Origin of the sequence: Paenibacillus sp. EKM301P (genome assembly GCF_011800295.1) — a bacterium.
Lineage (GTDB): Bacteria > Bacillota > Bacilli > Paenibacillales > Paenibacillaceae > Paenibacillus > Paenibacillus polymyxa.
This window is the reverse complement of the sequence record NZ_JAALFM010000007.1, coordinates 46778-69620: the sequence shown is the minus strand read 5'-3', so window position 1 is coordinate 69620 and position 22843 is coordinate 46778. Positions and strand designations below refer to the sequence as shown.

22 protein-coding genes are annotated in these 22843 nt (G+C 45.1%); 13 read left to right on the top strand and 9 right to left on the bottom strand.

The genetic code is table 11. From position 1 onward, the window contains the following. Nucleotides 1–163: 163 nt before the first annotated feature. Entirely contained in the window at nucleotides 164–1639 is a 1476-nt protein-coding gene (locus tag HFD99_RS17515; RefSeq protein ID WP_167440966.1) for a glycoside hydrolase family 32 protein, read from the top strand. A gap of 67 nt (nucleotides 1640–1706) precedes the next feature. Then, complete coding sequence (locus HFD99_RS17510) at nucleotides 1707–3125, top strand: sucrose-specific PTS transporter subunit IIBC (RefSeq protein WP_016820208.1); 1419 nt, start codon at nucleotides 1707–1709, stop codon at nucleotides 3123–3125. A 171-nt stretch (nucleotides 3126–3296) separates the two neighbouring features. On the opposite strand, the gene HFD99_RS17505 is transcribed toward HFD99_RS17510, so the two are convergent. After that, entirely contained in the window at nucleotides 3297–4085 is a 789-nt protein-coding gene (locus tag HFD99_RS17505; RefSeq protein ID WP_016820209.1) for an AraC family transcriptional regulator, read from the bottom strand. A 197-nt stretch (nucleotides 4086–4282) separates the two neighbouring features. Between HFD99_RS17505 and pyk the strand changes: the two genes are divergently transcribed. Further along, entirely contained in the window at nucleotides 4283–5698 is a 1416-nt protein-coding gene (pyk, locus tag HFD99_RS17500) for a pyruvate kinase (RefSeq protein WP_016820210.1), read from the top strand. A gap of 74 nt (nucleotides 5699–5772) precedes the next feature. On the opposite strand, the gene HFD99_RS17495 is transcribed toward pyk, so the two are convergent. From HFD99_RS17495 to HFD99_RS17475, 5 genes are all read right to left on the bottom strand, one after another. Beyond that, the gene (locus HFD99_RS17495; RefSeq protein WP_016820211.1) at nucleotides 5773–6171 is read right to left on the bottom strand and encodes a hypothetical protein; all 399 of its coding nucleotides are present in this window, start codon (nucleotides 6169–6171) and stop codon (nucleotides 5773–5775) included. Nucleotides 6172–6413: 242 nt separating this feature from the next. Beyond that, complete coding sequence (locus tag HFD99_RS17490) at nucleotides 6414–7535, bottom strand: GerAB/ArcD/ProY family transporter (protein WP_167440965.1); 1122 nt, start codon at nucleotides 7533–7535, stop codon at nucleotides 6414–6416. A 302-nt stretch (nucleotides 7536–7837) separates the two neighbouring features. Next, nucleotides 7838–9043, bottom strand: a complete 1206-nt coding sequence (locus HFD99_RS17485) for a Ger(x)C family spore germination protein (RefSeq protein ID WP_019685855.1) — start codon at nucleotides 9041–9043, stop codon at nucleotides 7838–7840. Between the two features lie 35 nt (nucleotides 9044–9078). Next, on the bottom strand, nucleotides 9079–10674 hold the full coding sequence (locus HFD99_RS17480) for a spore germination protein (RefSeq protein ID WP_167440964.1): 1596 nt from the start codon (nucleotides 10672–10674) through the stop codon (nucleotides 9079–9081). A gap of 155 nt (nucleotides 10675–10829) precedes the next feature. Then, nucleotides 10830–11171 (bottom strand): DUF805 domain-containing protein, encoded by a 342-nt coding sequence (locus tag HFD99_RS17475; RefSeq protein ID WP_017425676.1) that lies wholly within the window; start codon nucleotides 11169–11171, stop codon nucleotides 10830–10832. Nucleotides 11172–11601: 430 nt separating this feature from the next. Between HFD99_RS17475 and HFD99_RS17470 the strand changes: the two genes are divergently transcribed. The 3 genes from HFD99_RS17470 to HFD99_RS17460 all read left to right on the top strand — a co-directional run bounded on the left by HFD99_RS17470 (nucleotide 11602) and on the right by HFD99_RS17460 (nucleotide 14969). Beyond that, on the top strand, nucleotides 11602–14037 hold the full coding sequence (locus tag HFD99_RS17470; RefSeq protein ID WP_025363766.1) for a LamG-like jellyroll fold domain-containing protein: 2436 nt from the start codon (nucleotides 11602–11604) through the stop codon (nucleotides 14035–14037). 384 nt (nucleotides 14038–14421) lie between these two features. Beyond that, complete coding sequence (locus tag HFD99_RS17465; protein WP_007428290.1) at nucleotides 14422–14622, top strand: cold-shock protein; 201 nt, start codon at nucleotides 14422–14424, stop codon at nucleotides 14620–14622. A 131-nt stretch (nucleotides 14623–14753) separates the two neighbouring features. Further along, entirely contained in the window at nucleotides 14754–14969 is a 216-nt protein-coding gene (locus HFD99_RS17460) for a cold-shock protein (RefSeq protein ID WP_013308357.1), read from the top strand. An 82-nt stretch (nucleotides 14970–15051) separates the two neighbouring features. Here HFD99_RS17460 and HFD99_RS17455 read toward each other — a convergent pair whose 3' ends face one another. Further along, a complete protein-coding gene (locus HFD99_RS17455; protein WP_025363767.1) occupies nucleotides 15052–15876 on the bottom strand; it encodes an alpha/beta fold hydrolase in 825 nt (274 codons plus the stop codon). Nucleotides 15877–16062: 186 nt separating this feature from the next. Here HFD99_RS17455 and HFD99_RS17450 point away from each other — a divergent pair, with 186 nt between their 5' ends. Beyond that, nucleotides 16063–16395 (top strand): hypothetical protein, encoded by a 333-nt coding sequence (locus tag HFD99_RS17450; protein ID WP_016820215.1) that lies wholly within the window; start codon nucleotides 16063–16065, stop codon nucleotides 16393–16395. 50 nt (nucleotides 16396–16445) lie between these two features. Here HFD99_RS17450 and HFD99_RS17445 read toward each other — a convergent pair whose 3' ends face one another. Further along, nucleotides 16446–16991: a GNAT family N-acetyltransferase gene (locus HFD99_RS17445; protein WP_025363768.1), complete on the bottom strand. Its 546-nt coding sequence runs from the start codon at nucleotides 16989–16991 to the stop codon at nucleotides 16446–16448. A 259-nt stretch (nucleotides 16992–17250) separates the two neighbouring features. After that, the gene (locus HFD99_RS17440; RefSeq protein WP_025363769.1) at nucleotides 17251–17823 is read right to left on the bottom strand and encodes a hypothetical protein; all 573 of its coding nucleotides are present in this window, start codon (nucleotides 17821–17823) and stop codon (nucleotides 17251–17253) included. A gap of 213 nt (nucleotides 17824–18036) precedes the next feature. On the opposite strand from HFD99_RS17440, the gene HFD99_RS17435 reads away from it, so the two are divergent. The 6 genes from HFD99_RS17435 (at nucleotide 18037) to HFD99_RS17410 (ending at nucleotide 22797) form a co-directional block, all read left to right on the top strand. After that, entirely contained in the window at nucleotides 18037–18450 is a 414-nt protein-coding gene (locus HFD99_RS17435; protein WP_039276624.1) for a GntR family transcriptional regulator, read from the top strand. Further along, complete coding sequence (locus HFD99_RS17430) at nucleotides 18447–19160, top strand: ABC transporter ATP-binding protein (RefSeq protein ID WP_039276627.1); 714 nt, start codon at nucleotides 18447–18449, stop codon at nucleotides 19158–19160. The genes HFD99_RS17435 and HFD99_RS17430 overlap by 4 nt, the downstream gene beginning before the upstream one ends. Continuing rightward, a complete protein-coding gene (locus tag HFD99_RS17425) occupies nucleotides 19157–19924 on the top strand; it encodes an ABC-2 transporter permease (protein ID WP_017425682.1) in 768 nt (255 codons plus the stop codon). Before HFD99_RS17430 ends, HFD99_RS17425 begins: the two co-directional genes overlap by 4 nt. A 39-nt stretch (nucleotides 19925–19963) precedes the next feature. Continuing rightward, nucleotides 19964–20449, top strand: a complete 486-nt coding sequence (locus tag HFD99_RS17420) for a cytochrome c biogenesis protein CcdC (RefSeq protein WP_017425683.1) — start codon at nucleotides 19964–19966, stop codon at nucleotides 20447–20449. A 362-nt stretch (nucleotides 20450–20811) separates the two neighbouring features. Next, on the top strand, nucleotides 20812–22029 hold the full coding sequence (locus HFD99_RS17415; protein ID WP_025363770.1) for a stalk domain-containing protein: 1218 nt from the start codon (nucleotides 20812–20814) through the stop codon (nucleotides 22027–22029). Nucleotides 22030–22119: 90 nt separating this feature from the next. Then, nucleotides 22120–22797 (top strand): hypothetical protein, encoded by a 678-nt coding sequence (locus HFD99_RS17410; RefSeq protein WP_080690709.1) that lies wholly within the window; start codon nucleotides 22120–22122, stop codon nucleotides 22795–22797. Nucleotides 22798–22843: the final 46 nt, after the last annotated feature.

Genomic DNA, 22843 nt, shown 5'->3' with positions numbered 1-22843 from the left:
TCTTCGAAACCGGTTCCATTGCACTCTTGCACAATTGGAATCGGTTGCAAATCCATGGATGAGTATATTTTTTTCATTGTATAGGAACCGGTTCCGTTTATTTTTTTCATTACATTGGAACCGGTTCCCAAAAATCTAAGTTTTAAAAAAATGAGGTACACCTATGAAAATGACAAAAGAACAAAAGTATCGATTAATCGAGCAGGCTGAGCCCGGTGAAATAGCAGGCTTGCAGAAAAAGGTGGAGCAATGTCCGTGGCGGCAGTCGTTTCATATCCAACCACCGACAGGCTTGCTCAATGATCCGAATGGATTTTCATATTATCAAGGCGAATACCACTTATTTTATCAGTGGTTCCCACTAGGAACCGATCACGGAATGAAATATTGGTATCATTTGAAATCCAAAGATTTGGTCACATGGCATAGTGCAGGCATTGGCATCACACCTGGAGACTACTTCGACTCGCATGGGGCTTATTCCGGCAGCGCGCTGGAGCATGAGGGCAAATTATACATGATGTATACAGGAAATACACGTGACGAAAACTGGATCAGACATCCTTATCAATGCATGGCTGTTATGGATGAGAGCGGTCACATTACCAAGTGGGAGCATCCTGTTATTGGCCATGTGCCAGAAGGTTATACAGACCATTTTCGTGATCCCAAGCTATGGAAGGACGGCGATAGTTTCTACTGTGTGATTGGTGCACAAAGAACAGATTCAACAGGCTGCGTTGTCCTTTATCGTTCAACGGATCTTCACACTTGGCAGTTCGAGGGAGAACTGAGCACGGGGCTGGAATCGTTTGGATACATGTGGGAATGCCCGGATTATTTTGAACTGAATGGAGCGGGTGTGTTGGTCTTTTCTCCACAGGGCTTGGAGCCTTCAGGGGATGAAAACCACAATATTTATCAATCGGGCTACGTCATCGGCAAACTGCTGGATACAGAGACAAGAACACTGGAGCACGGCGCATTCCACGAGCTTGATCGGGGCTTCGACTTCTATGCACCACAGACGATGATTGACCCGCAGGGGCGTCGTATTATGGTGGCCTGGATGGGGCTGCCGGATATCGAATATCCGACAGATCCGAACGGATGGGCCCATTGTCTGACGTTACCGAGGGAACTTACGCTTCATGAGGGAAAACTCTTGCAGCGACCTATCCCCGAATTAACCACACTGCGTAGAAATAGTGAGGATCGGGTAGCTGACACGTTGTCCTCAGAGAGCAAAACCTACGAAGGATTTAAGGGTACTGCCTATGAGATGATCTGCGAAGTAGATCTTTTGGATGCCAAGGCATTCGGTATTGAATTCCGTGCGAGTGAGACGGAGAAAACGGTGATTAAATATAATGCCGTTAGCCGTAAACTTGTATTGAATCGTACGCAATCGGGTGAGCCTGTAGCCACTTCGTACGGTGAAGTACGGCAGTGTGCATGGGACAAGGATCATATTAAACTTCATCTGTTTGTAGATACATCTTCAGTTGAGATTTTCGTCAATGATGGGGAAGAAGTGTTCACCAGTCGTATTTTTCCGCACCCAGAGAGTGACGAAATACGCTTTTTTGCCGACAAGGGAGAGGCTCTCTTCCAAGCGGTAAAATGGAATTTTACATGAGTAGGCTAATTCATCAAGTGGATCGTTAATCATCAAACATAACGGAATGAACGAGGGGATGAACATCATGGCGGAAAACAGAGAGATAGCTAAAGAAGTGATCGAGGCGATCGGTGGAAAGGAAAATATCGCTTCGTTTGCTCACTGTGCAACGCGCCTGCGCATTATGGTGCATGATAAAGAGAAAATTGATCAGAAAAAGGTTGAGGAGATCGACAAGGTTAAGGGGGCTTTCTTCAATTCAGGTCAATATCAAATTATTTTTGGTACAGGAACGGTAAATCGGATTTTTGATGAGGTTGAAAAGCTTGGCGTGACGGGTTCATCTAAAGAAGAGGTGAAGAGTCAGGCGAAAAAGGAGGGCAACGTCTTCCAGCGGTCTATCCGCACCTTTGGCGACGTGTTTGTACCGATTATTCCAGTGCTGGTCGCTACGGGGTTGTTCATGGGACTGCGCGGTTTGCTCACTCAGCCGCAAATTCTCGCATTGCTCGGCATGACGCCGCAGGATATTTCACCTAACTTTTTATTATATACACAGGTATTAACGGATACGGCTTTTGCCTTTCTGCCTGCTTTAGTCGCATGGTCAGCCTTTAGAGTATTCGGCGGCAGTCCGGTGCTGGGTATCGTTCTCGGTCTGATGCTGGTAAACCCAGCTTTGCCTAACGCGTATAGTGTTGCGGACGGCTCAGCCCATCCGTTGACGATGTTCGGTTTTATTCCTGTGGTGGGCTATCAAGGCTCGGTATTACCAGCCTTCTTCGTGGGCTTGATCGGAGCCAAGCTGGAGCGGGCGCTGCGCAAACGGGTGCCTGAAGCACTGGATCTGATTCTCACACCATTTTTAACATTGTTGATTATGATCACTTTGGGACTGTTTGCTATCGGTCCAGTTTTCCATTCACTTGAAGAATGGGTGCTGCACGGAACCATATTTGTACTTGATTTGCCTTTCGGTATTGCAGGGATCGTCATCGGCTTTTTGCATCAGATTATCGTCGTTACAGGTGTGCATCATATATTTAATTTCCTGGAGATTCAACTGCTTGAAAAGAACGGCGTAAATGCCTTCAATGCTATTATTACCTGCGCAATGGCTGCACAGGGAGCTGCCTGTCTGGCAGTTGGTCTGAAAACGAAGGACAGCAAGCTGAAAGCGTTGGCGCTTCCTTCTTCGTTCTCTGCTTTCCTAGGAATTACAGAGCCGGCTATCTTCGGGGTCAACCTGAGATATATGAAGCCTTTTGTCATGGGTCTCATCGGCGGAGCGGTTGGTGGTTTTATTGCTTCGGTCTTGCATTTGGCGGCTACAGGGATGGCGGTAACGGTTATTCCAGGTACGTTGCTCTACATGAACCATCAGCTTCCGTTTTATATTTTGGCGAACTTGGCTGCTATGGCAGTATCCTTTGTCCTGACTTGGATGTTTGGCTTTAACGATAAAATGCTGGACAAAGTCAAAACAGCGGGTTCCTCCAAATAATATCATTCAGTCAGCACCAATATACGCAGATTCATGCGTGTAACTATAAATATAATGGTCGCTTTTACACGGAGCGCTCTTGTCCCTTAATGAAAAAAAGGATAACTAGAGCAGCATTCGATGTGAAGCGGCCATTTTTTTATCTGTGAAATTCTGCTTCAGGCTATCAGATTAGACGATGGAGGAACGTTCATCCAGAAACTCGGACGGGGAACAGCCTGTTAAGCGTTTGAAGATCCGATGAAAATAGGACACATCACTATAGCCCACATACTCCGAGATTTCACGAATCGTTAGCCGCGACTCCGTCAACATGTAGATGGCGGTTTTAATACGTTGCGTATGTACATGCTCGCTGATCGTTTGGCCTGTAACCTCACGCAGCAGTGTCGCGGCATAATTGGGAGTTTTGCGGATGGCATCACCAAGCTCTTCTTTGGTTACCTTTTCCCTGTAGTGATTCTGAATGTACTGTTTCATATGTTCTACATGCCGTTCTTTATCGCGAGGAACGGTACCTTTGTCCCATTCCTGGTTCATATAAATCATGGCTTCGGTCAGCAGACAGTCAGCCATCAGGGCGTAGTAGCTTGGGTGTTCAGTCCATTGATAATACATCGATTTGATCCGTTCATGCAGCAAATCGTAGCATCCGGGCTTGATCCATAACGGCTGGTCTGTATTCAGTATGGGAAGTGTACTGTTCGTACATGTTTTGCGGCAATGTATCACATACTTGGTATGGAAAAGCGTAGGAATGCTCTTGCCATAGTAATTCAGATGAGCGGGTAAAAGCAGTGCTTCACCCTTGCCCAGAATGATCTTGCTATCGTTCACCCAATATACACATTTGCCAAAGGTGACCAAAATGAATAGCAAGTCATCGTTGTCGGTATTTGCACCAGCCTTTTCATACCAGTCTACGCCATTGTCCTGCCGTATACCCGTCAATGTAATCACAAAACTCACTCTCCAATGTCTTCAACATTCATCATACTGTAATACATTCATCATACTGTAATACATCCATCATACTATAGTTCATAGTCTTGGTGAACGGGTACAGGTAGAATAGGACTATATAAGTTTAATGTAGATAGAGAAGCAAAGTGGAGAAGAAGTTATACAGTAAAGACATTCAGGAGGATGACATTACTATGCTTAAAACGAAAATTATTTGTACTATGGGACCTGCCTGCGACTCCATTGATTTGTTAAAAGAAATGATCCAGGCTGGTATGACTGTAGCTCGCTTGAACATGGCTCATGGGGAGCTGGAGGATCATGTTAAACGTATTGAAAATGTGAGACAGGCAGCGAAGGAAATGAATACCTGTATCCCTGTCATGATGGATATTAAAGGACCGGAAATACGGATTGGCAAGCTGAAAGAGGCATCTGTTCTACTGAAGCCAGGCAGCCAGCTCATTCTGACCACGGAAGAAATTTTGGGGGACGAGCATCGTATTTCGGTGAATTACCCAGATATGCCGAAGGATATCAAAGCAGGTGACCGTATTCTCATCGACGACGGTTTGGTTGATCTGACTGTAACCTCCATCGAAGGAACCGAGATGATTTGTAATATCGTAAGCGGTGGTATTCTGAAGCCGAGAAAAGGTGTGAATCTGCCAGGGATTCATACAACTCTTCCAGGCGTAACAGAGCGTGACGTGAAGCACATTCAATTTGGGGTGGAGCAGCGTATCGAGCTTATTGCGGCTTCTTTTGTGCGTAAAGGCGACGACATCCGTGAAATCCGTGAGATTTTGAAGGGACATCATGCCGAGCATGTACAGATTTATTCCAAAATTGAAAATGCCGAAGGTATGGAAAACCTGGATGATATCATCGAAGCTTCGGACGGTATTATGGTAGCTCGTGGCGACCTGGGCGTGGAAGTGCCGATTCAAGACGTGCCTGTGATGCAAAAAGAAATGATCGACAAGTGTAATCTGGTCGGCAAGCCCGTTATCGTTGCTACTCACATGCTGGAGTCCATGCAGGTGAACCCGCGTCCGACAAGAGCTGAAGTTAGTGACGTGTTCAATGCCGTTATGCAGGGAGCTGACGTAGTGATGCTGTCGGGCGAATCTGCTGCAGGTAAATACCCTGTTGAATCCGTACGGACCATGGCTGCGGTAGCAGCCAGTGCAGAATCACAATTGGATTACCAGGAGCAGTTCGATAAGCGCAGAGCACGCCAAAGCACCAACATTACTGAAGTCATTAGTCAGGGTGCGGTGAGTTCGTCTCTGGAGCTGGATGCCAAAGCGATTATTACCTCGACTGCTAGTGGATTCACGGCTCGTATGGTGTCCAAATATCGTCCGAAGGCACCGATCATTGCGGTTACTCCGAATAACACAGTATTCGCTAAAATTTGCCTGTTGTCCGGTGTATTCCCGATTAAAGGGGATAAGGTAGCCACAACGGATGAAATGTTCGAATCTTCCATCCGTAACGCGCTGAATGCAGGATATATCCATAAAGGAGATACTGTAGTCCTGTCAGCAGGTGTCCCTGTCGCTGAGGCAGGCACGACCAATCTGATTCGGGTTTATCAAGCGTAAGTTACATCAAATACAGAAAAGGCGCTGATCCTCTATGGGTTCAGCGCCTTTTTGATGTTCGGTCGTGTCTAGGCTTACAGCCCGAATACACTTTTGGCAACGACTTGTGTCAGTTCTGCCTTATGGGCTTGGTATTGCTCTAGGGTAATGCTCTTATTGGCCAGTCGTTGATCCAACTGCTCCGTCAACTGAGCTACCTGTAGATCAACGATAGCCTGAGCATCCTGATTATGGGTTTGTGCAATATCAGCCAAGGTTTGACCATTATATAACGCATCATATAATTGCTCATCCGAGGATATACCCAGTGCTTTCAACAGATCATCATCCTTTGAAGCTTCATTGTCCTGTACATGCAGGGCTCTCTCTGGAGCCAGTGCAGCAGCATTAGCCCGACTTCCCCAAGTAGATGACTGACCAATAGATAACGCCAGCAACAGTGTGCAGATGACCAACATTCGTTTTCGATTCATAAGTGTAAATCTCCTTTTGTGTTTCATTAAATTTCTGACGGGGTGGAACGGTATATGGATATCCAACGGGAGTGATGTTTATGCCTTTAGCCCATCCGGCTTATGTAGTTACCAGATTCTTAAATACATCATACACGCCCAATCTTAGCGCCAGCTTAATACTCGTTTAAAATAAACTAAAAGAGGAGATTGTAAACAGGTAGCGCTAAAAAAATTCGCAGATAACGAAAAAAGAGTGTGATTTACCCTTTGGATGCTGTTTTTTTCTTTGACCAGATTGTTCGTATCCCATGAATACAGAGCAGCAGTAAGGGGAAAAACAACCCAATGGATAGAGAATAGGGAATCCACGTCTTTGTATCATAGGTTTGTTGGTAAGGGACATTAGGGTACACGATGATGGACAGGATGACTAATAACATCCCGAGAGGAAGCACCAGTTGCCGATCGCTTTTCAGACAAAAGATTTGGGCTATTGCTGTCACTGTGGTGTGCATATACAGCGTGATTCTAAAAAAAAGTGAAATAAACCACATTGTAGCCATGATGGCTTCGATGCGCTGTAGAAAGTTGCCAATGCTAATTTTTTTGGCTAACGCATAGCTAGGATATATATTTCTTGCCGTTAAGTCAGGACCAAATACCAAAATTGTCAATGCAACCACCACGACCAGCATTAATCCGCCAATCAGGCTTCCTATGAAAAAAGCTTTACGGGTTTGATCGGAACGATTTATAGAAGAAGGGAAGATCATGAGCAAAATAATATGAGGTATAAATACTGTGCTAACAAAGGACAGGGCAGCAGGCCAAATCGGCCCTACTCCTGCCTCCAATACAGGTTGGACATTTTCCAGCTTAATGTTGGATACCACTAAACCTACAAAAGAAATATACAGCAGAGTAAATAAAGGAAACAACAGTTCGGCCGAACGAGCCAGGACTTCGAGACCCAGCCGAGCAGCGAATACTATGATAAGTGCAAAAAGAATATTCACCGCTAGAATCGGCGTTTCCGGTATCATTTGAGTAGTCATAAAATTTCCTAAATAAAATAACACCGGTACAGGAGCATTAATGAATAGTAGGGTGAAAAATAGAAAACCTACGGTTTTGCCTAACCATTTTCCGAGTAGGGTTTCCATCATCTCAACCAGGGTCATCTCTGGATAAAGCGCCGCAAGCTTGCTGTACATATACAAGATAAGAAGCCCAGCCCCGACCCCCACGAGCGCGGCAATCCACGCATCTTGTTTGGCTACAAGTGCCATCCCTGAAGGGACGATGAGGATTGCACTTCCGACCGTAAATAAAGCAGATATGATCATGATTTGTCGTGCTGAGATTTTGATTTGTGCGGGCACCCGTTTTTCACCTCCTCTTATTTTATTAGGCCCATATGGATCAGGAAATTGCTGAATGGTCTATATATGGCTGTTATCCAATCCAGGGGGGTGGGAATGAGCCAGTGTAATACCTTGGCACAACTAATTCCGACCGCAAAAAAGAGTAGGATGAAAAATAACCAAAGCTCTTTTTTAAATCCTTTTTTCCACATGTCGGGGACTTCAATTAAGCTAATTACAGCAGCGACGAGGAATATGCCGATGATTTTTACGATTTGAGATAGCACTTTGCAAAACACCTTCTTTTGTGGAGTGAGGAATTACTCTTTCATATCATTAATAAAGGAGCTACCAATGGTGCCCAAGCGCCGAATCTTGAAATCGACTTTGATCGTTACGGGTAATTCTGTAAAGTGTTCCTCATCCCAGTTTTGTTTCAGTCTGTTCCAAGTCTTCGGGGCAGCGCGGTGAATGGCTTCACCGAATCCGAATATGTCCGTTTTGTACGATTGTTGGGCCTTTCTAACTGCCGACTTCATAATATTTTCTATTTTTTCTTCTTCTTGCTTTTCAATGTCATAAATCGTTCCTACCTTGGTCAAATCGAGGTCAGTACACTCGACTTCTCCCACGTTGGCCTCAACCTGCATTTTAATATGAATCTGGGGCTCTCCCCTATAGGTGCTTCCTTTTACAGTGGTTTGGGTGCGAATGATTTCGGAGACGACTTTGCCGCCTCTAGGGCAAGCAACGTAACCGACAGAGCTTTGCACTTTGCCAAGGATAAAATTATAGCCCCTACTTTCAGTTTCATCTAACCATCCGATTAGTCGATCTTTTCTGAATACAGCAAGTCCTGAATACTGTAAACGACTGAACGGAGCGATCTTTTGCACATTGTCGCTGGTTTCTCCCATTTCTTTATTGCCAATGATCCGAAGTCCTGTCAACACAGGCTGCTTTCCTTCACTAGTCATAGCTGCAATCAATTCATCCAAGGTTACCGTCGTACTAGGCGACCAGTTTTTCTGTGATGTTTCCAGGGAAGAAAAAAGGTCATTGGCGGGAATCGGATTTAAAGGCGTCATAATTTTCAACGTATCCTCCGCACTAACGTCCTTGGACACTACAATATAAAAATCAGTGCGGAACTGATGATATCTGGAGAGTAAATCTAAAGATTTTGCCATCCCTTCGGCAGCTAACGACTCACCGATAACACATATGCGCAGGTGAGAAAAATACATTCTCCGGGGACTAATTGTTGTTATTTTTCGGATCGCTTCAAATATGGTGTCCGCCTCCTCTGTATACAAGGTGGCTGGAGCCCCGCCTCCTGCTCCTTTTTTAGCCGATGCCTTGCCAGGGTCCACCACTTGGATAGAGACCCGGAATTGATCTCCTTGCTTATCGATTCCCATACCGACGGCGATGGCTAGCTCATTCAACTCTCTACGATTCCAACAGCCTGTCAGAAGTAAGACGAGTGCAAGAACCAGGAAGAGAAACGCCTTCTTCCGCTTCATGATGATCCACTCCTTTCTGACGGTTTCTCTTTTTTCTATTCCCGTGATTTGCGGGGCGGAGTGCTGTTTCGACGTTTGACATTTTTCTGATCGACTAACCGGGGACGTGACATCATCATCCAGTGAGGGAATCGAAAGATGGTATCTTTGGTGTCTGCCGGTATGAGAGGTGCAAAAGGAGTCATATAGGGAACGCCGAATGAACGAAGGCTGCACATATGCAGGATCAGGGCAATGCCTCCGACGATAATTCCGAACAGCCCAAAGGAAGCGGCAAGCCCCATTAAGGGAAACCGCAGCATGCGAAAAGCGATAGACATATTGTAGGCAGGAAGAACAAAGCTGGAAATAGCAGTAATCGATACAACAATAACCATTGCCGCAGATATGATGCCCGCCTCGACAGCAGCTTGTCCAATGACGAGTGTGCCGACGATAGAGACGGCTGCCCCAATGTACTTGGGCATGCGAACGCCAGCTTCCCGCAATATTTCAAATGTCAGTTCCATCATGAGTGCTTCAATAAAGGCAGGGAAGGGGACCGCTTCGCGCTGTGCTGCTAGACCGATTAGCAGTGAGGTCGGCAGCATTTCCTGATGAAACGTAGTGATGGCAACATATAAGGACGGACCGAGCAAGGAAATAAAAACTCCGGTATAACGAAGGACACGGATGAAGCTGCTAATGTCTGCACGCTGATAATAGTCCTCCGCCGCATGCAGGAAGGAAACAAATAATGCAGGCACGACAAGCACAAAAGGGGTACCATCCACTAGGATCGCAATTTTTCCTTCCAGCAGCTCGGCGGCGATCACGTCTGGGCGTTCTGAATTGTATACTGTCGGAAAGGGGGTGAAGGTTTTGTCTTGGATTAATTCCTCGATATACCCGCTTTCGAGAATGCCGTCTACATCTATGCGATTCAATCGTTCATGTACTTCCTCAACCAATTTAGGGTTCACAATCCCCTTTATATACATGACAGCGACATCGGTCTGGGTTACACGACCGATTTGTTTGGTCTCCAGCCATAGATTCGGATCTTTAATTTTACGTCGAATCAAGGCTGTGTTCGTACGCAATGTCTCAGAAAATCCTTCCCGAGGCCCACGGACGACATTTTCTGAGGCAGGCTCGGTGACCCCCCGATCCTTCCATCCACGTGCGCTGGCCGATATTGCCTGCGTCTCACCCCCAATCAAAATGATTGCATCCCCCGACAACAGCGCGTTATATAAGGCTTCAAAGTCATTAATATCCTGGATGCTGCCAATAGTAAGGGCGTAATCTTTCAACATTTGCATGACGTTAGAGGAAGCTTGAATCCGGCATTCCACGTCCTTGGACAAGCTGCTGTCCAGCATCATTGATTCCATAATGAAGTCGGAGACTATATTTTGGTCCACCAAACCGTCGGTATAGAGGATCGCAATGGTCTGGTCACCGTCCTTGCCGATTCGAATTTCTCTTATGACGATGTCGGTGCTGTTGCCGAGCGCTTGTCTGATCTGCTGAAGATTGGTTCCGATATTTGCACTGAGCTGTTCTACGGAATGTTCAGACTTACTCTCGCTTTGCTGAACGGGTGCCTTTCTAAATTTGTTAAGGGGGGTTCTTTTCCGAAAACGCATGCACGTTCTTCCTCTCTTTGAGGATACTTTTTAATCCAGTATGGACGCTGGAGTCTCTTGGTAAACTTATAGCTGTAATTTCGATAGGGGAGAAGCGGGTATAAAAAAACCTCCTTCACAAAAGTGAAAGAGGTTTTAGACCAAACTACATCAAATTACAATTTAGGATTTTTCCCATACTTATTGTCGCCAGGCTGACTGTCTAGGCATGCGAATACAAGCAGTACAATACCACCGAATGGCACAAGAGCAATCAGAATCCACCAACCGCTTTTACCCGTGTCGTGCAGTCTGCGAGCAAGAACTGCCAAGGATGGCAACAGGACAGCCAGAGAGTAGATGAGAGTCAATATTGGAGTTAAGCCCAAAAGACCATCGATCAGACCGACTATAAAACTGGCAATTACACTAAATAGAACAAACATCCAGTATTCTGTACGTCTTGCTCTACCTTGGAATCCTACATAGTTTTTTAATCCATTTAAATACCATTGCATATATTTTCACCTCCTCATAAAATGTAAATATTTGTATTATATTCATCGTAAAACAATTCTTTTTAGATATATCGGCAGGTAACATATAGAATTTTACTTGTCAAATTATAACTTTAAACTAGGAATTAAAGCAACACATTTATTAAGGTTAATAATTAAACGAATAATTCGTAAAAATATAAAATTACATATTGAATTTTCCATATTCATTGAATAATATAGAGATACGATTAACCGCCAGGTTTGAATCGTCCTTCTTAACAAAAGGAGGTTTTATTTTTCATATTGGTTGAAAGCGCTTTAATTCAGAGAGGGGGATGATCAGCATTTAATTTAAGAGTGGAGAAGTTAATACAAACATAATCCTGACCGTCTTATTCATTATTGTTTTATGTTAGCAGGAATGTTCAAAACGAGAGGAGATTGATTTATGAAGCAATTATTTGTTCGTAAAGTAACGGCTGCTTCTCTGGCAGGTGCACTGTTGTTGCCTGCTTCTTTGGTGGGCGCCGAGTCCACACTCAATTCAGATACAGCTGGGATTCAAAGTCTGGAGCAAACCACCCTTCAAGCTCAAGGTCTGGATAACATTTTAAGCCAAAGTAAAAAGGCTGTTTCCTTCAAGGAGACTTCCGTACATGATCCATCCATCCTGAAAGTGAAAGATACATTTTACATTTTTGGTTCACATCTGGCGGCTGCCAAATCCAAAGACCTCATGAATTGGGATACAATTGCGACAGGTGTGGCAAATGGTAATGCATTGATTCCCAACGTCAAAGAGGAATTAAAGGAAGCGCTGGATTGGGCGCAGACAGACACGCTGTGGGCAGCGGATGTCATTCAACTGGCGGATGGCAAGTTTTATATGTACTATAACGCTTGTAAAGGAGACTCCCCGCGTTCAGCTATGGGCCTAGCGGTTGCTGATAAAATTGAAGGACCTTATAAGAATAAAGGAATTTTCCTGAAGTCCGGTATGTGGGATCAACCGAGTGAAGATGGGACGATCTATGACGCAACCAAGCATCCCAATGCCGTAGACCCTGACACCTTCTATGATAAGAACGGCAAGCTGTGGATGGTATATGGCTCCTACTCCGGAGGCATTTTCATTATGCAGATGGATGAAAAAACAGGGAAGCCTTTACCAGGCCAAGGCTACGGGAAAAAACTGACGGGCGGTAACCATGCTCGTATGGAGGGGCCGTACATACAATACAGTCCACAAACGGACTACTATTACTTGTTCCTGTCCTATGGCGGATTGTCAGCGGATGGCGGATATAACTTGCGTGTGGCTCGGTCCAAAACACCGGATGGTCCTTTCTACGATGCTGAAGGCAACGACATGATCAAGGTTAAAGCGAATCCTGACAAACCTCTTTTTGATGACGCTTCCATTGAGCCATACGGCGTCAAGTTAATAGGTAATTACCTAATTCCAAGAGAAATTGGTGATCCGGGAACAGGGCTGGGTACAGGCTATGTGTCGCCCGGACACAACTCGGCTTATTATGATCCCAAGACGAAAAAGCATTTTGTCATTTTTCATTCCCGTTTTCCGGGGAGAGGTGAGCAGTTTGAAGTGCGGGTACATGAAATGTTCATGAACGCTGACGGTTGGCCTGTAGTTGCTCCTTATCGTTATTCAGGAGATGAGGATTCACTGAAAAAGCTGTCAGAGAAGGATGTCATCGGCCAATACTCGTATGTAAATCACGGGAAGGAAATTTCGGCCAATATTAAGCAAGCTGTTACCGTCAATCTGGATCACGGTGGCAAACTGTCTGGTGGAGTGAACGGTACATGGAAGCTGGGGGCAGACAATCAGCTGGAAATTACAGCAGATGGTGCGAAGTACAAAGGGGTATTCCTGCGGCACCGTGATCCAGACACGGGAGCCAAAACCCTTGCTTTTACCGCACTGTCCTCCAAGGGTGTTGCAGTATGGGGTTCGCTAAAGCCTGACCTGAAGGCCAGCAAGATTGTAGCTGCGGTGCAGAAGGATCTGAGTCTAGGCGACACAAGCAACGTTTTTTATGATCTCACGCTACCTACTCAAGCTGCACAAGATACCACGATTTCGTGGGAATCTTCCCGCCCTGAGATTATTTCTGTCACTGGTGAAGTGTACCGTCCAGAAGCCGGTTCCCAGCCTGCAGCAGTTACATTGACGGCGACTATTAAAAAGGACAAAGCTACAGCAAAGAAAAGTTTTAGTGCCATTGTTCCCGAGCAGGCTCAAGGCCCTCAGCTCGCACGTTACTCGTGGAGTGAGGATCAAGGAACTTCGGTTGTCGACAGCACATATAATCAACTCGACGGTAAGGCCTATGGTGGTGCCATATGGGATAAAGATGGGAAGCTTGGCGGTGCTCTTGCCCTGAACGGCAAGGATGGTTACGTGCAGCTGCCCAACACGGTAACGGATGCGAAGGACTTTACCTTTTCCGCGTGGGTGAACTGGAAGGGCGGAGCCGCTTGGCAACGGATTTTTGACTTCGGCAACGGCCAGGCTCGTCATATGTTCCTCACCCCTTCCCAAGGAAGCGGTGTACTCCAGTTTACAATCCATGAAGGTACGGATCAGAGCCTGCTCTCCAAATCATCAATACCTCTAAACCAGTGGACCCATGTGGCGGTTACACTGGAGGGGAATACAGGGAAGCTGTATGTAAATGGTGAAGAAGTAGCTGTAAATGACGGTATTACCTTTAACCCTAATGAGTTGCTGACAAACGAAGCGTATCTCGGTAAAAGCCGCTTTGTCGCTGATGCCTACTTTAACGGCAGCATGGACGAGGTACAGTTATATAACAAAGCGCTGACAGCAGAGGAAATTAAAGCACTAGCGGATTTGTAATTAAAATGAGCAAACAAAGCAGGGGATGGACTTTTTCTCAAGAAGTTCATCTCCTGCGCAACGTTGTGTATATTTATTTCTTGATTACTGGTATAATAGGAAGCAATTGCGGATATAATGTTTTAAGTAGGCGTTAATGACTCACTCTTGTCTAATGGAGACAGCTTGAGGCAGCAATAGATGACATAAGCACTCTGCATAAATTAAATTCTCCAGTGCTTGCGTTTTCAATACACTTATGGTAATATGAGTATATTGAAATTGTGACCTGAGATTCACATATTGTAGAGGGTTATTGTTTTAGGTTGAAATAACCTTGTGCAATATGTGAATTTTTATTTGTAAAAAATAAAGGTCATATAAATATATTTTGGAGGTAATTCCATGCAAACAGGTACAGTTAAATGGTTTAACGCAGAAAAAGGTTTCGGTTTCATCGAAGTTGAAGGTGGAAGCGATGTATTCGTACACTTCTCCGCAATCCAAGGCGAAGGTTTCAAATCTTTGGACGAAGGCCAACGCGTAGAATTCAACGTAGTTGAAGGAAACCGTGGACCACAAGCTGAGAACGTTGTAAAACTGTAATTTTAAATTACAGCCTACTTCAGATGCCCCGAACATAGCGTTTGGGGCATTTGTTTTTATCTGTTCACAAGACCGTTTTTGAACTGATTACATCTTATCGCTTTATAAATCATGAAGAAAGAGGGATGTTTATGTACAATTCACGGAAAAAGCCAATGGATGAAATTCCTGAGGAAATTACAACTGTTTGGAATTGCGCCAGTGATACATGCAACGGCTGGATGCGGGATAACTTCGCTTTTTCTGTCGAGCCGACATGCCCCATTTGCGGTTCTGCCATGGTGAAGGGCGAGAAAAAGCTGGCTGTTTTAAACAATACGAGCTTTAATCATACCAAACAATCCTAAGCGGATACATGTTTGTAGTAAAAGATGCCCCATAGCCATAACGGCGCTGAGGCGTCTTTTTTGTTTTTCTGAGAACAGGCTTTCAATTAGGGTGTATAGAGGATGGGGATAGTATGCTCAGTAAGGTGGAATTAAATTCAGGTAGTGCCTCATAAAATACACCGTGACCACTTCGTTCGAAAGGAATAAGCCTGGAGCCGGCAATTCCTTTTTGAGTTTGGAGCGCTAGAGGGAAAGGGCAGACCCGATCCAGCTTGCCGTGTAGAATCCACGTAGGCACGTGTATACATGGCAAATCGGGCCGTAAATCAGAGTCACGCAGTGAATACAAAGTACAAGCCATGCTATGAACCGAAGCCGCAAAGCCCTGATCACGTAACCAGTCACGTAAACTCTGGCTGACGGGTTTGGCGAACAACATTTCGCCAAATGATGTTACCAGTTGCGGACGATCTGTATAGGCTTGTGTGATGAGTTTATCTACCTCTGCGACAGGAGTGCCGTAAGGAAAGTCGCTGGTTGGGGTAAACCGAGGCGTGGCAGCTCCGATCAAAATTAGCTGATCAACACCCCATCCCCTATGTCTGCTCATGTAGCGCGTGACAATTGCTCCCCCCATAGAAAAACCGATTAGCCGTATATGGCTTAATTGAAGGGCCTGTATAACAGCCAGGAGATCGTCTGCCAGTCGATCATAATTGTAGCCATGCCATGGTCGATCAGACTTCCCGAACCCCCTAAGATCTACTTGAATACAGCGGTATCCGTAAGCAGGCAACAGGGCAACCTGGTATTCGTACATTCGATGGTCCAGTGGCCAGCCGTGCACCATCATAACAGGGATGCCTTCTCCTATATCTTCTACATACAGCTTAACGCCACGTTCCACTTCAATATAATATCCCATGATGCTCCCCCCTTTAAAAATCACGAAATTTCGTTCTCTCTCACATATATGTAGTCAGGGCTTAGCTCATTCGAAAAAGGGGTGAGGTCGTCGCTATACAAGTATAAAATTAGTAAAATATGTATGTCATCCTGCATGGGGATAGGATATACTTATGGAATGAAACAGCATTGGGAGAGTGGAACAATGACACCATCAAAAACATTAAAATGGATTACGGGCGGATTGGAGCTATTTTTTGCTATTCCTGTTTTGGGCGGGTTGCTCGTCATAAATTCTGCGTATACTGTATTGTTCTTTATGTTGATTTTCCACATTGTTACGTTGGTACTATCGGTGACTAATAAAGAGACTTATTATGGATCTATTTTAGGGATTGTGACCTCGGTTGTTGGGTGGATTCCATTTGTAGGCTGGTTAATGCACCTGCTCTCAGGCATATTTTTGATGATTACCGCAGCCCAACAGCCGCGAGACCATTATCGTAATCGCAATCCCTACGATGATTATCGCTACTAGGGCCAATATCGCCTCGAAATGATGGAAGATCCTGTGGAACAGGATCTTTTTTAGTTATGGAATCTTCCCATGATTATGGTGTTGTAGTATTGACCATCTGAGAGAATCTTGTCGTTTTTTAATAACCCTTCGATTTCAAATCCATGCTTTTTATAAAGTTCAATGGCTTTATTATTGGTTTCTAGAACTTGTAGGCTCATTTTCTGGATGCCGTTAGAGTCTGCCCAGGAAATAGACTCTTTCAAAAGATTCGTCCCGATTCCATACCCCCAGAAATCCTTTAGTACACACACACCGAATTCAACTTTATGAGCGAATCGACGCAGAACATGACCTTCACATCTTGAAAATCCAACGACTTTATCATGAACGACCGCAACTAAAAATAGATTTTTGGCGTGCTCTGTATCGGCTTTAATAAGCTGTTCAAAACCGGATGTACTTATGAATGCTTCTCCCTTTTCTCTGTCTAAATTTTCAGTCTCTCCATCCATCCGTAAGCGGATTTCAGACAAATTCATCGCATCTTGAATCATAGCCGATCTAATGATATAGCTTACTCCTTGTACATGAAATTCCTGTTTATTTATTTTCATTACATACTCCTTTTGCTGAATCAGGATAAAAAGTGTGATCTCTGGCTTAAGTTAGTTTACCACATATTGTATCAAGTACATGAAAAATAAGCCTGTCCTCTTCTGTTGTATCGTAGCAGAGGGCAGGCTTATTCATTCTCGATCCGTACAGGGAGGCCGGATGGAGATTTATTATTGTGGAGTGGCTGTGTCAGATTAACAAATGGTTCTTATGAATGTGACTTATCGAGCTACAGCTTTTGGAAAACAGAAGCTGTAGCTATTTTTGCTTAGCAGAGGCTTGAGCTGCATTTGGCTTAGCAGGTGCCTTAGCCGCATCTGTTTTAGCTGGAGCTTTACCTGCTTCTCCTTTAGCCCCGTCTACTGGTGGCTTAGAGGGCTTAACGCCATTCACCATATCGGTAATCATTTGCTTCAGATTGGAAACACGCTGATTATATTCGCTTGCGGTAATCTTGCCATTTTGTTTTTCCGTAGCGAGTTTTGACTTCATATCCGAAACCATCACATCAATTACGGAGTTTACGCTCACGCCTTGTGCTTTGGCGATCGTAGCAAGGGATTTACCAGCCTTCAACTGTGTATCCAACTGACTGGAGGACAATTTCAATAGTTTCAGGAGAGCCTTGTTCTCAGCATAGTTTCCTCCTGCGATTTGTGGACCGTTAGCATCGCCAGGGTTTCCCTTAGGTGCCTGTGCTTTGCTTGCAGTAGGAGCCTTCTCAGGTGTAGTTGAAGCAGCATGGGCTGCGCCTGTGGAGTACAGCGCTCCGCCTCCTAAAAATGCCAACGCCATCGTTCCGGCCAAAATTGCTTTCTTGGTGCTCTTCATCTTCATTTTCCACCTTTCGTTTATGGTTTGTTTGGTACGTGATACATCATAAGGGATTAACTTGAATGCTATCTGAGCGCAAGCTGAGCATTTACTGAATGGAATTTGGATGGCAGGACTAGCATTTTAACGAATTGCTATTGTATTACGTGTATTAAGTGATATAATACACTAAAGGCACGATAGATACAGCCGAATTAGGGGGAAACACCCATGGAAGAACAACGGGTTGGCTCGTTCCGATTTTTAATAGACTTTAGCCAGCCATTATATGAACAAATATTAAATCAAGTACGAAGCTCCATTGCTAAAGGAGAGATTGAAATGGGAAGCAAAATGCCATCTGTGCGTGATCTGGCGCAGGAATTGCGTATGAATCCGAATACCGTGATGCGGGCGTATCAGGAGCTGGAACGGGACGGATTGACTGAGAAGCGACGCGGTCTGGGTACGTATGTAACTTCGTCCAGTGAGCGGATTGCCAGCTTTCGGGAACAATTGGCTATGTCGTATATCGAACAGTTTCTCGGACAGATGAGCAGCCTGGGATTATCCTGGGAAGATGTACAGCAATATATAAGAAGCCGACAGGACGGAGATCACAAGGAAGGAGGCGAAAAGGCATGACGGAGTCTGTGGTAACCGCAAAGCAACTGATGAAGCAATATGGAAATAAAAAAGCATTGGACCAACTGGATGTCGTCATTCCAGCAGGACGTATTGTAGGTGTGCTTGGGCCCAATGGCTGCGGGAAGTCCAGCCTCTTTCGAGCCATCACGGGGTTAATTCAGCCGGACGGGGGCGAGCTTCAGGTGCTGGGCCAACAGCCTGGCTGGGAAACCAACCGGAATATATCCTATCTTCCTGACCGGGCACGCTGGTATCCCAATCATACAGTTCAGCAGACGCTGGAATGGGGGAAGTCCTTTTTGCCTGGCTTCAATCTAAAGGATGCCTATAAACTTGCTGACCATATGGATGTGGAATTGGAGCTAAAGATGGCCGGGTTGAGTCGCGGACAGGAGGCGCGTGTGCTGCTGATTCTGTGCCTGGCACGAGAAGTACCGCTTATGATCCTGGATGAACCTTTTGTAGGCATTGATGTCCTCTCTAGAGAAGCGATCGTAGCTGGGATTATTGATTATTTGGAGGATCGGCAACAATCTATACTCATTAGCACACATGATATTCAGGAAGTGGAAGGCTTGTTTGATTACACGGTCATGATGGACCGCGGGCGAGTGATATGGTCTGGTGAATCGGATGATCTGCGTGCAGAGCATGGCTCGCTGAACCAGGTGTTCCGCAATTTGTACAAAAGGGAGTGGAAGGCGTGAATTCATCCGGGCTGTTCAAAGATTTAATACGCCATGAATTTCGAAATAAAGGAAGCTGGAGAAAGCAAAGCCGCAATCGACTGCCCAGATCGTGGAGACTTGTATATTTCTCACTATTTCTAATTGCAGCGTTCGCGATTTCCTTGTACTTCGCTCTTCACAACCAACTCGAATTGACAAGGCTGTGGTACGTCACCCTGGGCTTGCCGTACATGATTGTTTTCATGGGTGTGGGAATGCTGAGAAGAGAATGGGAAAATGACACCTACGGATGGTGGCTGACCCTTCCCTATCCGCGTATGTGGCTAATTAGCGCCAAATGGATTGCTGCTATTTTACAAACCATTGTCGTGATATTGCTCTTGTTTGTAGTAGGTTCTCTATACGCGCTGTTTATCTCATCGACCATACAGGCTTATACGTTTGCGGATGCAGCGTCTTTTATGATAGCCGGCTTAAACTGGTTTGTAATGATTATCGCCTTTACGCCGTTGGTTATTGCGCTGGGTCTGCTGACGGCCAGTACCAAATACAGCACCTTGCGGCCGCTTAGCCCAATCCTGTGGATTCTTTTGATGGGTGGAGGAAGCGTCTTTTATTGGTCAGGCGATCAGCGGATTTATGAGCAGTTTCATCATGTTCACAACGGACAGTGGTTTCCTTTTACCTGGCATTTTCCGGTTGCGGTGTTGATTAGTTGGGTTGCTGCATATGCATTGATCCGCTTGAACGCTTATTTGCTGGAGAAAAAACTGTCGATTTAACTTAGGATAAATGACTCTATATTAGAAAGGAATTTCACCATGGCGACAATCTTTATCTATGCATTGATGGCTGTTCTGGTGGGTCTGATGATTTGGTTGAGAACCAAAAGACGAAGGGGCCCGGTAAAGGGAAAAGGATTTCGGATTTTGCTTCCTATGTTTATCGCTTTCCCAGCTATGATGATATCGGTATATCAATTGATGCATATTCCTGGTCAAACGTACGCGCCTCCCGCCTTTTGGGAGCTGCTGGTTGCTGGGTTATTAGGGGCTCTGTTTGGCTACGTTATTTTGCTGCATACGGCGTATGAAAGACGAGATGACGGTCTCATCTATCCCAAGCCGAACCAATATTTTAAGTATATTATTATCGCTATTATTTTGATTCGGGTTGTTCTGACTCAATACCTCAGTAGTTTGGGTACGACCGAAATTAGCATGCTGGCCATTACGATGGCGCTGGTATATATCTCAATCTGGCGAATTGGGAGCTTTATCAAGTTTCGGAGGACGTTATCTGTATAACAATATGAATGAGGTAACAGCGGCTTTCTATTCAAAAAACGTCCATTCGCTTGGTGATAGGAGCCGCTTTTTTTGAGCTAACTTCATTAGTACATGTTATTTATAATAAAATGATGAGGATGATCATACATTGTTATTGCTTTCCATATCCTTTATTCGAAGGTTTGTGACTTGCATGACAACGGTCATAAGTATAAAAATTCAAAGGAGGGTTAATAAGGTTTCAAATGATTTAAATGGGGTTTAAAGTTAGATAGGTGGGGAAGAGTTCATACCTTCGTAGTTAACTGCAACCACATTAGTTACATAAAGAGAAATTGCGTTCCATACTCTATTTTACAGGTTGAGAGGGGCTTACATTCATGAAAAAACATACGGTTACTGCTGCACTTGCTGGCTTGCTCGTTCTGTCTTCTGCTGTACCGGCTTTAGCAGCCGACGTAAAACCTACTACGGGTATCCAGGTTTGGGTAGATGGCAAGAAGGAGGCTTACAAAATTGCGCCTATCGTGAGAAATAAGCAGGTGTTGATCCCCCTGAGACAATTGGCTACTAGTTTAGGAATTCCGCTGGACGCCAAGCATATTACATTCAATACGGCGCGTCAAAGTACGACGATTCGTTATGATCAAGCGACGGTTGTACTGGTATCAGGCAGTCCGGAAGCGCAAATCAACGGGATTAAGGTACCACTGTCCACCTCGACCATTTTGACCAAGCAAGGGGTAACCTATGTACCAGTTGATGTCGTCAAAGAAGCGTGGGGCAAGCAAGTGATTTGGGACCCGGCCAGCCAGACCTTGCAAATCGGGGTGAGTAATAAGGATAAGGTTGTAGAGATTCTGAAGAGCTTTGAAACGGGCGATACGAAAGCAGCTGAGGCTTGGATCAGCAAAGATCAGTACATTCAGCATAATCCGAGCTTTGCTAGCGGGAGAGATGCCTTTTTGCAAGGGATTAGCCAATCCAAGGGAGCCAATGTGCTGGTTGAAGTCCAGCGGGTTATTCAGGATGGCAATGATGTAGCAGTACATTATAAAAAGTCTATTGCAGGGAAAACGAGCATTGCTTTTGATATTTTCCGCTTCGATAGCAATGGTAAAATTGTTGAGCATTGGGATAACATGCAGGACTCGGCTCCAACCAATCCAAGTGGACATACCATGATTGACGGAACAACACAAGTCACGGATCTCAACCAAACCGAGACAAACAAGACGCTGATCCGCAAGTTTGTAGATGATGTGCTGGTTGGCAAAAATCGTGCAGCATTGGAAAGCTATTATAATGGGGATCAGTACATTCAGCATAATCCTCTTTTTGGTGACGGTGTATCCAGTCTGAAGCAAGCATTATCCGCTACGGGTCAAGGAGCTTCTATTGGATATGATCAGGTGCATATGGTTCTTGGAGAAGGCAACTTCGTGCTGGTTGTAAGTGAACTGAAATCTCCTAAGGGAATCTCAGCCGCTGTCTATGATCTGTTCCGTGTGGAGAACGGCAAAATAGCCGAGCATTGGGATGTAGTTCAGGAGATTCCAGCTAAAACAGAGTGGAAAAATACGAACGGTAAATTTTAAAGAATACGCTCTCGTCGTGTGATCTGATTGGCACTGTCCAGACCGTCAGGTTCCTGTTAAAATGGGGCAAACATATCAGGGGGTTGGACGGTGGAAGACTTGAAGCAACGTGTGGGTTGCCTGCATGCGCATCATTCGAACATTGCCTATGTGGAACGAGCTTTTGCTTCTTATGAGGTGGAGCTGGTACATTTTGTGGAACCGGGACTTATGCGCCGGGTATCGTCGGATCCGCATTTTTCTTCAGATGATGCCAGTCGCAAGGTAGAAGAGCAGCTGAGCTGGATGTCTCAAAGCGATCTAGACGTTATTTTGATAACGTGTACGAATTATATTGCTTTGGCGGAGAAGGCTCAAGGGTCAATGCCCACACCAATTGTCGCACTGGATGAGCCTCTATTTCATGAGATGTGTGATGATTTGCTGCCACGAACCTTGGTATTCACGAATCCGGCTACCGTAGAGGGCACGATGAAGCGTCTTTATCATACGGCCAATCTATTAGGCAAGCCGGACCTCTCTTCTTTAATAGAGGTCAAGGTGGTGGAGGGCGCTTTTGAACTGATTATGCAGGGACGTAAAGATGAGTATGAGGAATTGCTGGTTCGTTCATTGCATGAATTGAGGAAGACTGATCCCAGCAGAGGGCTGGCTGTAGCACAGTTATCGATGGTTGATGCTGCGTTGCAGGTGGAGCTGGAGACAGGGCGGACGATTGCCAATCCCTTACGGTCGTTGGCGAATTTACTTGAGGTTTTGTTAGGTTAAATAAGTATAGCTAAAAGAACTTCCTACCCATTTTGGGACAGTGGAA

Excerpts from the sequence above, each read along its gene's own strand:
- HFD99_RS17515 (WP_167440966.1), top strand. The coding sequence starts at position 164 with ATGAAAATGACAAAAGAACAAAAGTATCGATTAATCGAGCAGGCTGAG.
- HFD99_RS17510 (WP_016820208.1), top strand. The coding sequence starts at position 1,707 with ATGGCGGAAAACAGAGAGATAGCTAAAGAAGTGATCGAGGCGATCGGT.
- pyk (WP_016820210.1), top strand. The coding sequence starts at position 4,283 with ATGCTTAAAACGAAAATTATTTGTACTATGGGACCTGCCTGCGACTCC.
- HFD99_RS17495 (WP_016820211.1), bottom strand. The coding sequence starts at position 6,171 with ATGAATCGAAAACGAATGTTGGTCATCTGCACACTGTTGCTGGCGTTA.
- HFD99_RS17485 (WP_019685855.1), bottom strand. The coding sequence starts at position 9,043 with ATGAAGCGGAAGAAGGCGTTTCTCTTCCTGGTTCTTGCACTCGTCTTA.
- HFD99_RS17480 (WP_167440964.1), bottom strand. The coding sequence starts at position 10,674 with ATGCGTTTTCGGAAAAGAACCCCCCTTAACAAATTTAGAAAGGCACCC.
- HFD99_RS17475 (WP_017425676.1), bottom strand. The coding sequence starts at position 11,171 with ATGCAATGGTATTTAAATGGATTAAAAAACTATGTAGGATTCCAAGGT.
- HFD99_RS17470 (WP_025363766.1), top strand. The coding sequence starts at position 11,602 with ATGAAGCAATTATTTGTTCGTAAAGTAACGGCTGCTTCTCTGGCAGGT.
- HFD99_RS17465 (WP_007428290.1), top strand. The coding sequence starts at position 14,422 with ATGCAAACAGGTACAGTTAAATGGTTTAACGCAGAAAAAGGTTTCGGT.
- HFD99_RS17460 (WP_013308357.1), top strand. The coding sequence starts at position 14,754 with ATGTACAATTCACGGAAAAAGCCAATGGATGAAATTCCTGAGGAAATT.
- HFD99_RS17455 (WP_025363767.1), bottom strand. The coding sequence starts at position 15,876 with ATGGGATATTATATTGAAGTGGAACGTGGCGTTAAGCTGTATGTAGAA.
- HFD99_RS17450 (WP_016820215.1), top strand. The coding sequence starts at position 16,063 with ATGACACCATCAAAAACATTAAAATGGATTACGGGCGGATTGGAGCTA.
- HFD99_RS17445 (WP_025363768.1), bottom strand. The coding sequence starts at position 16,991 with ATGAAAATAAATAAACAGGAATTTCATGTACAAGGAGTAAGCTATATC.
- HFD99_RS17440 (WP_025363769.1), bottom strand. The coding sequence starts at position 17,823 with ATGAAGAGCACCAAGAAAGCAATTTTGGCCGGAACGATGGCGTTGGCA.
- HFD99_RS17435 (WP_039276624.1), top strand. The coding sequence starts at position 18,037 with ATGGAAGAACAACGGGTTGGCTCGTTCCGATTTTTAATAGACTTTAGC.
- HFD99_RS17430 (WP_039276627.1), top strand. The coding sequence starts at position 18,447 with ATGACGGAGTCTGTGGTAACCGCAAAGCAACTGATGAAGCAATATGGA.
- HFD99_RS17420 (WP_017425683.1), top strand. The coding sequence starts at position 19,964 with ATGGCGACAATCTTTATCTATGCATTGATGGCTGTTCTGGTGGGTCTG.
- HFD99_RS17415 (WP_025363770.1), top strand. The coding sequence starts at position 20,812 with ATGAAAAAACATACGGTTACTGCTGCACTTGCTGGCTTGCTCGTTCTG.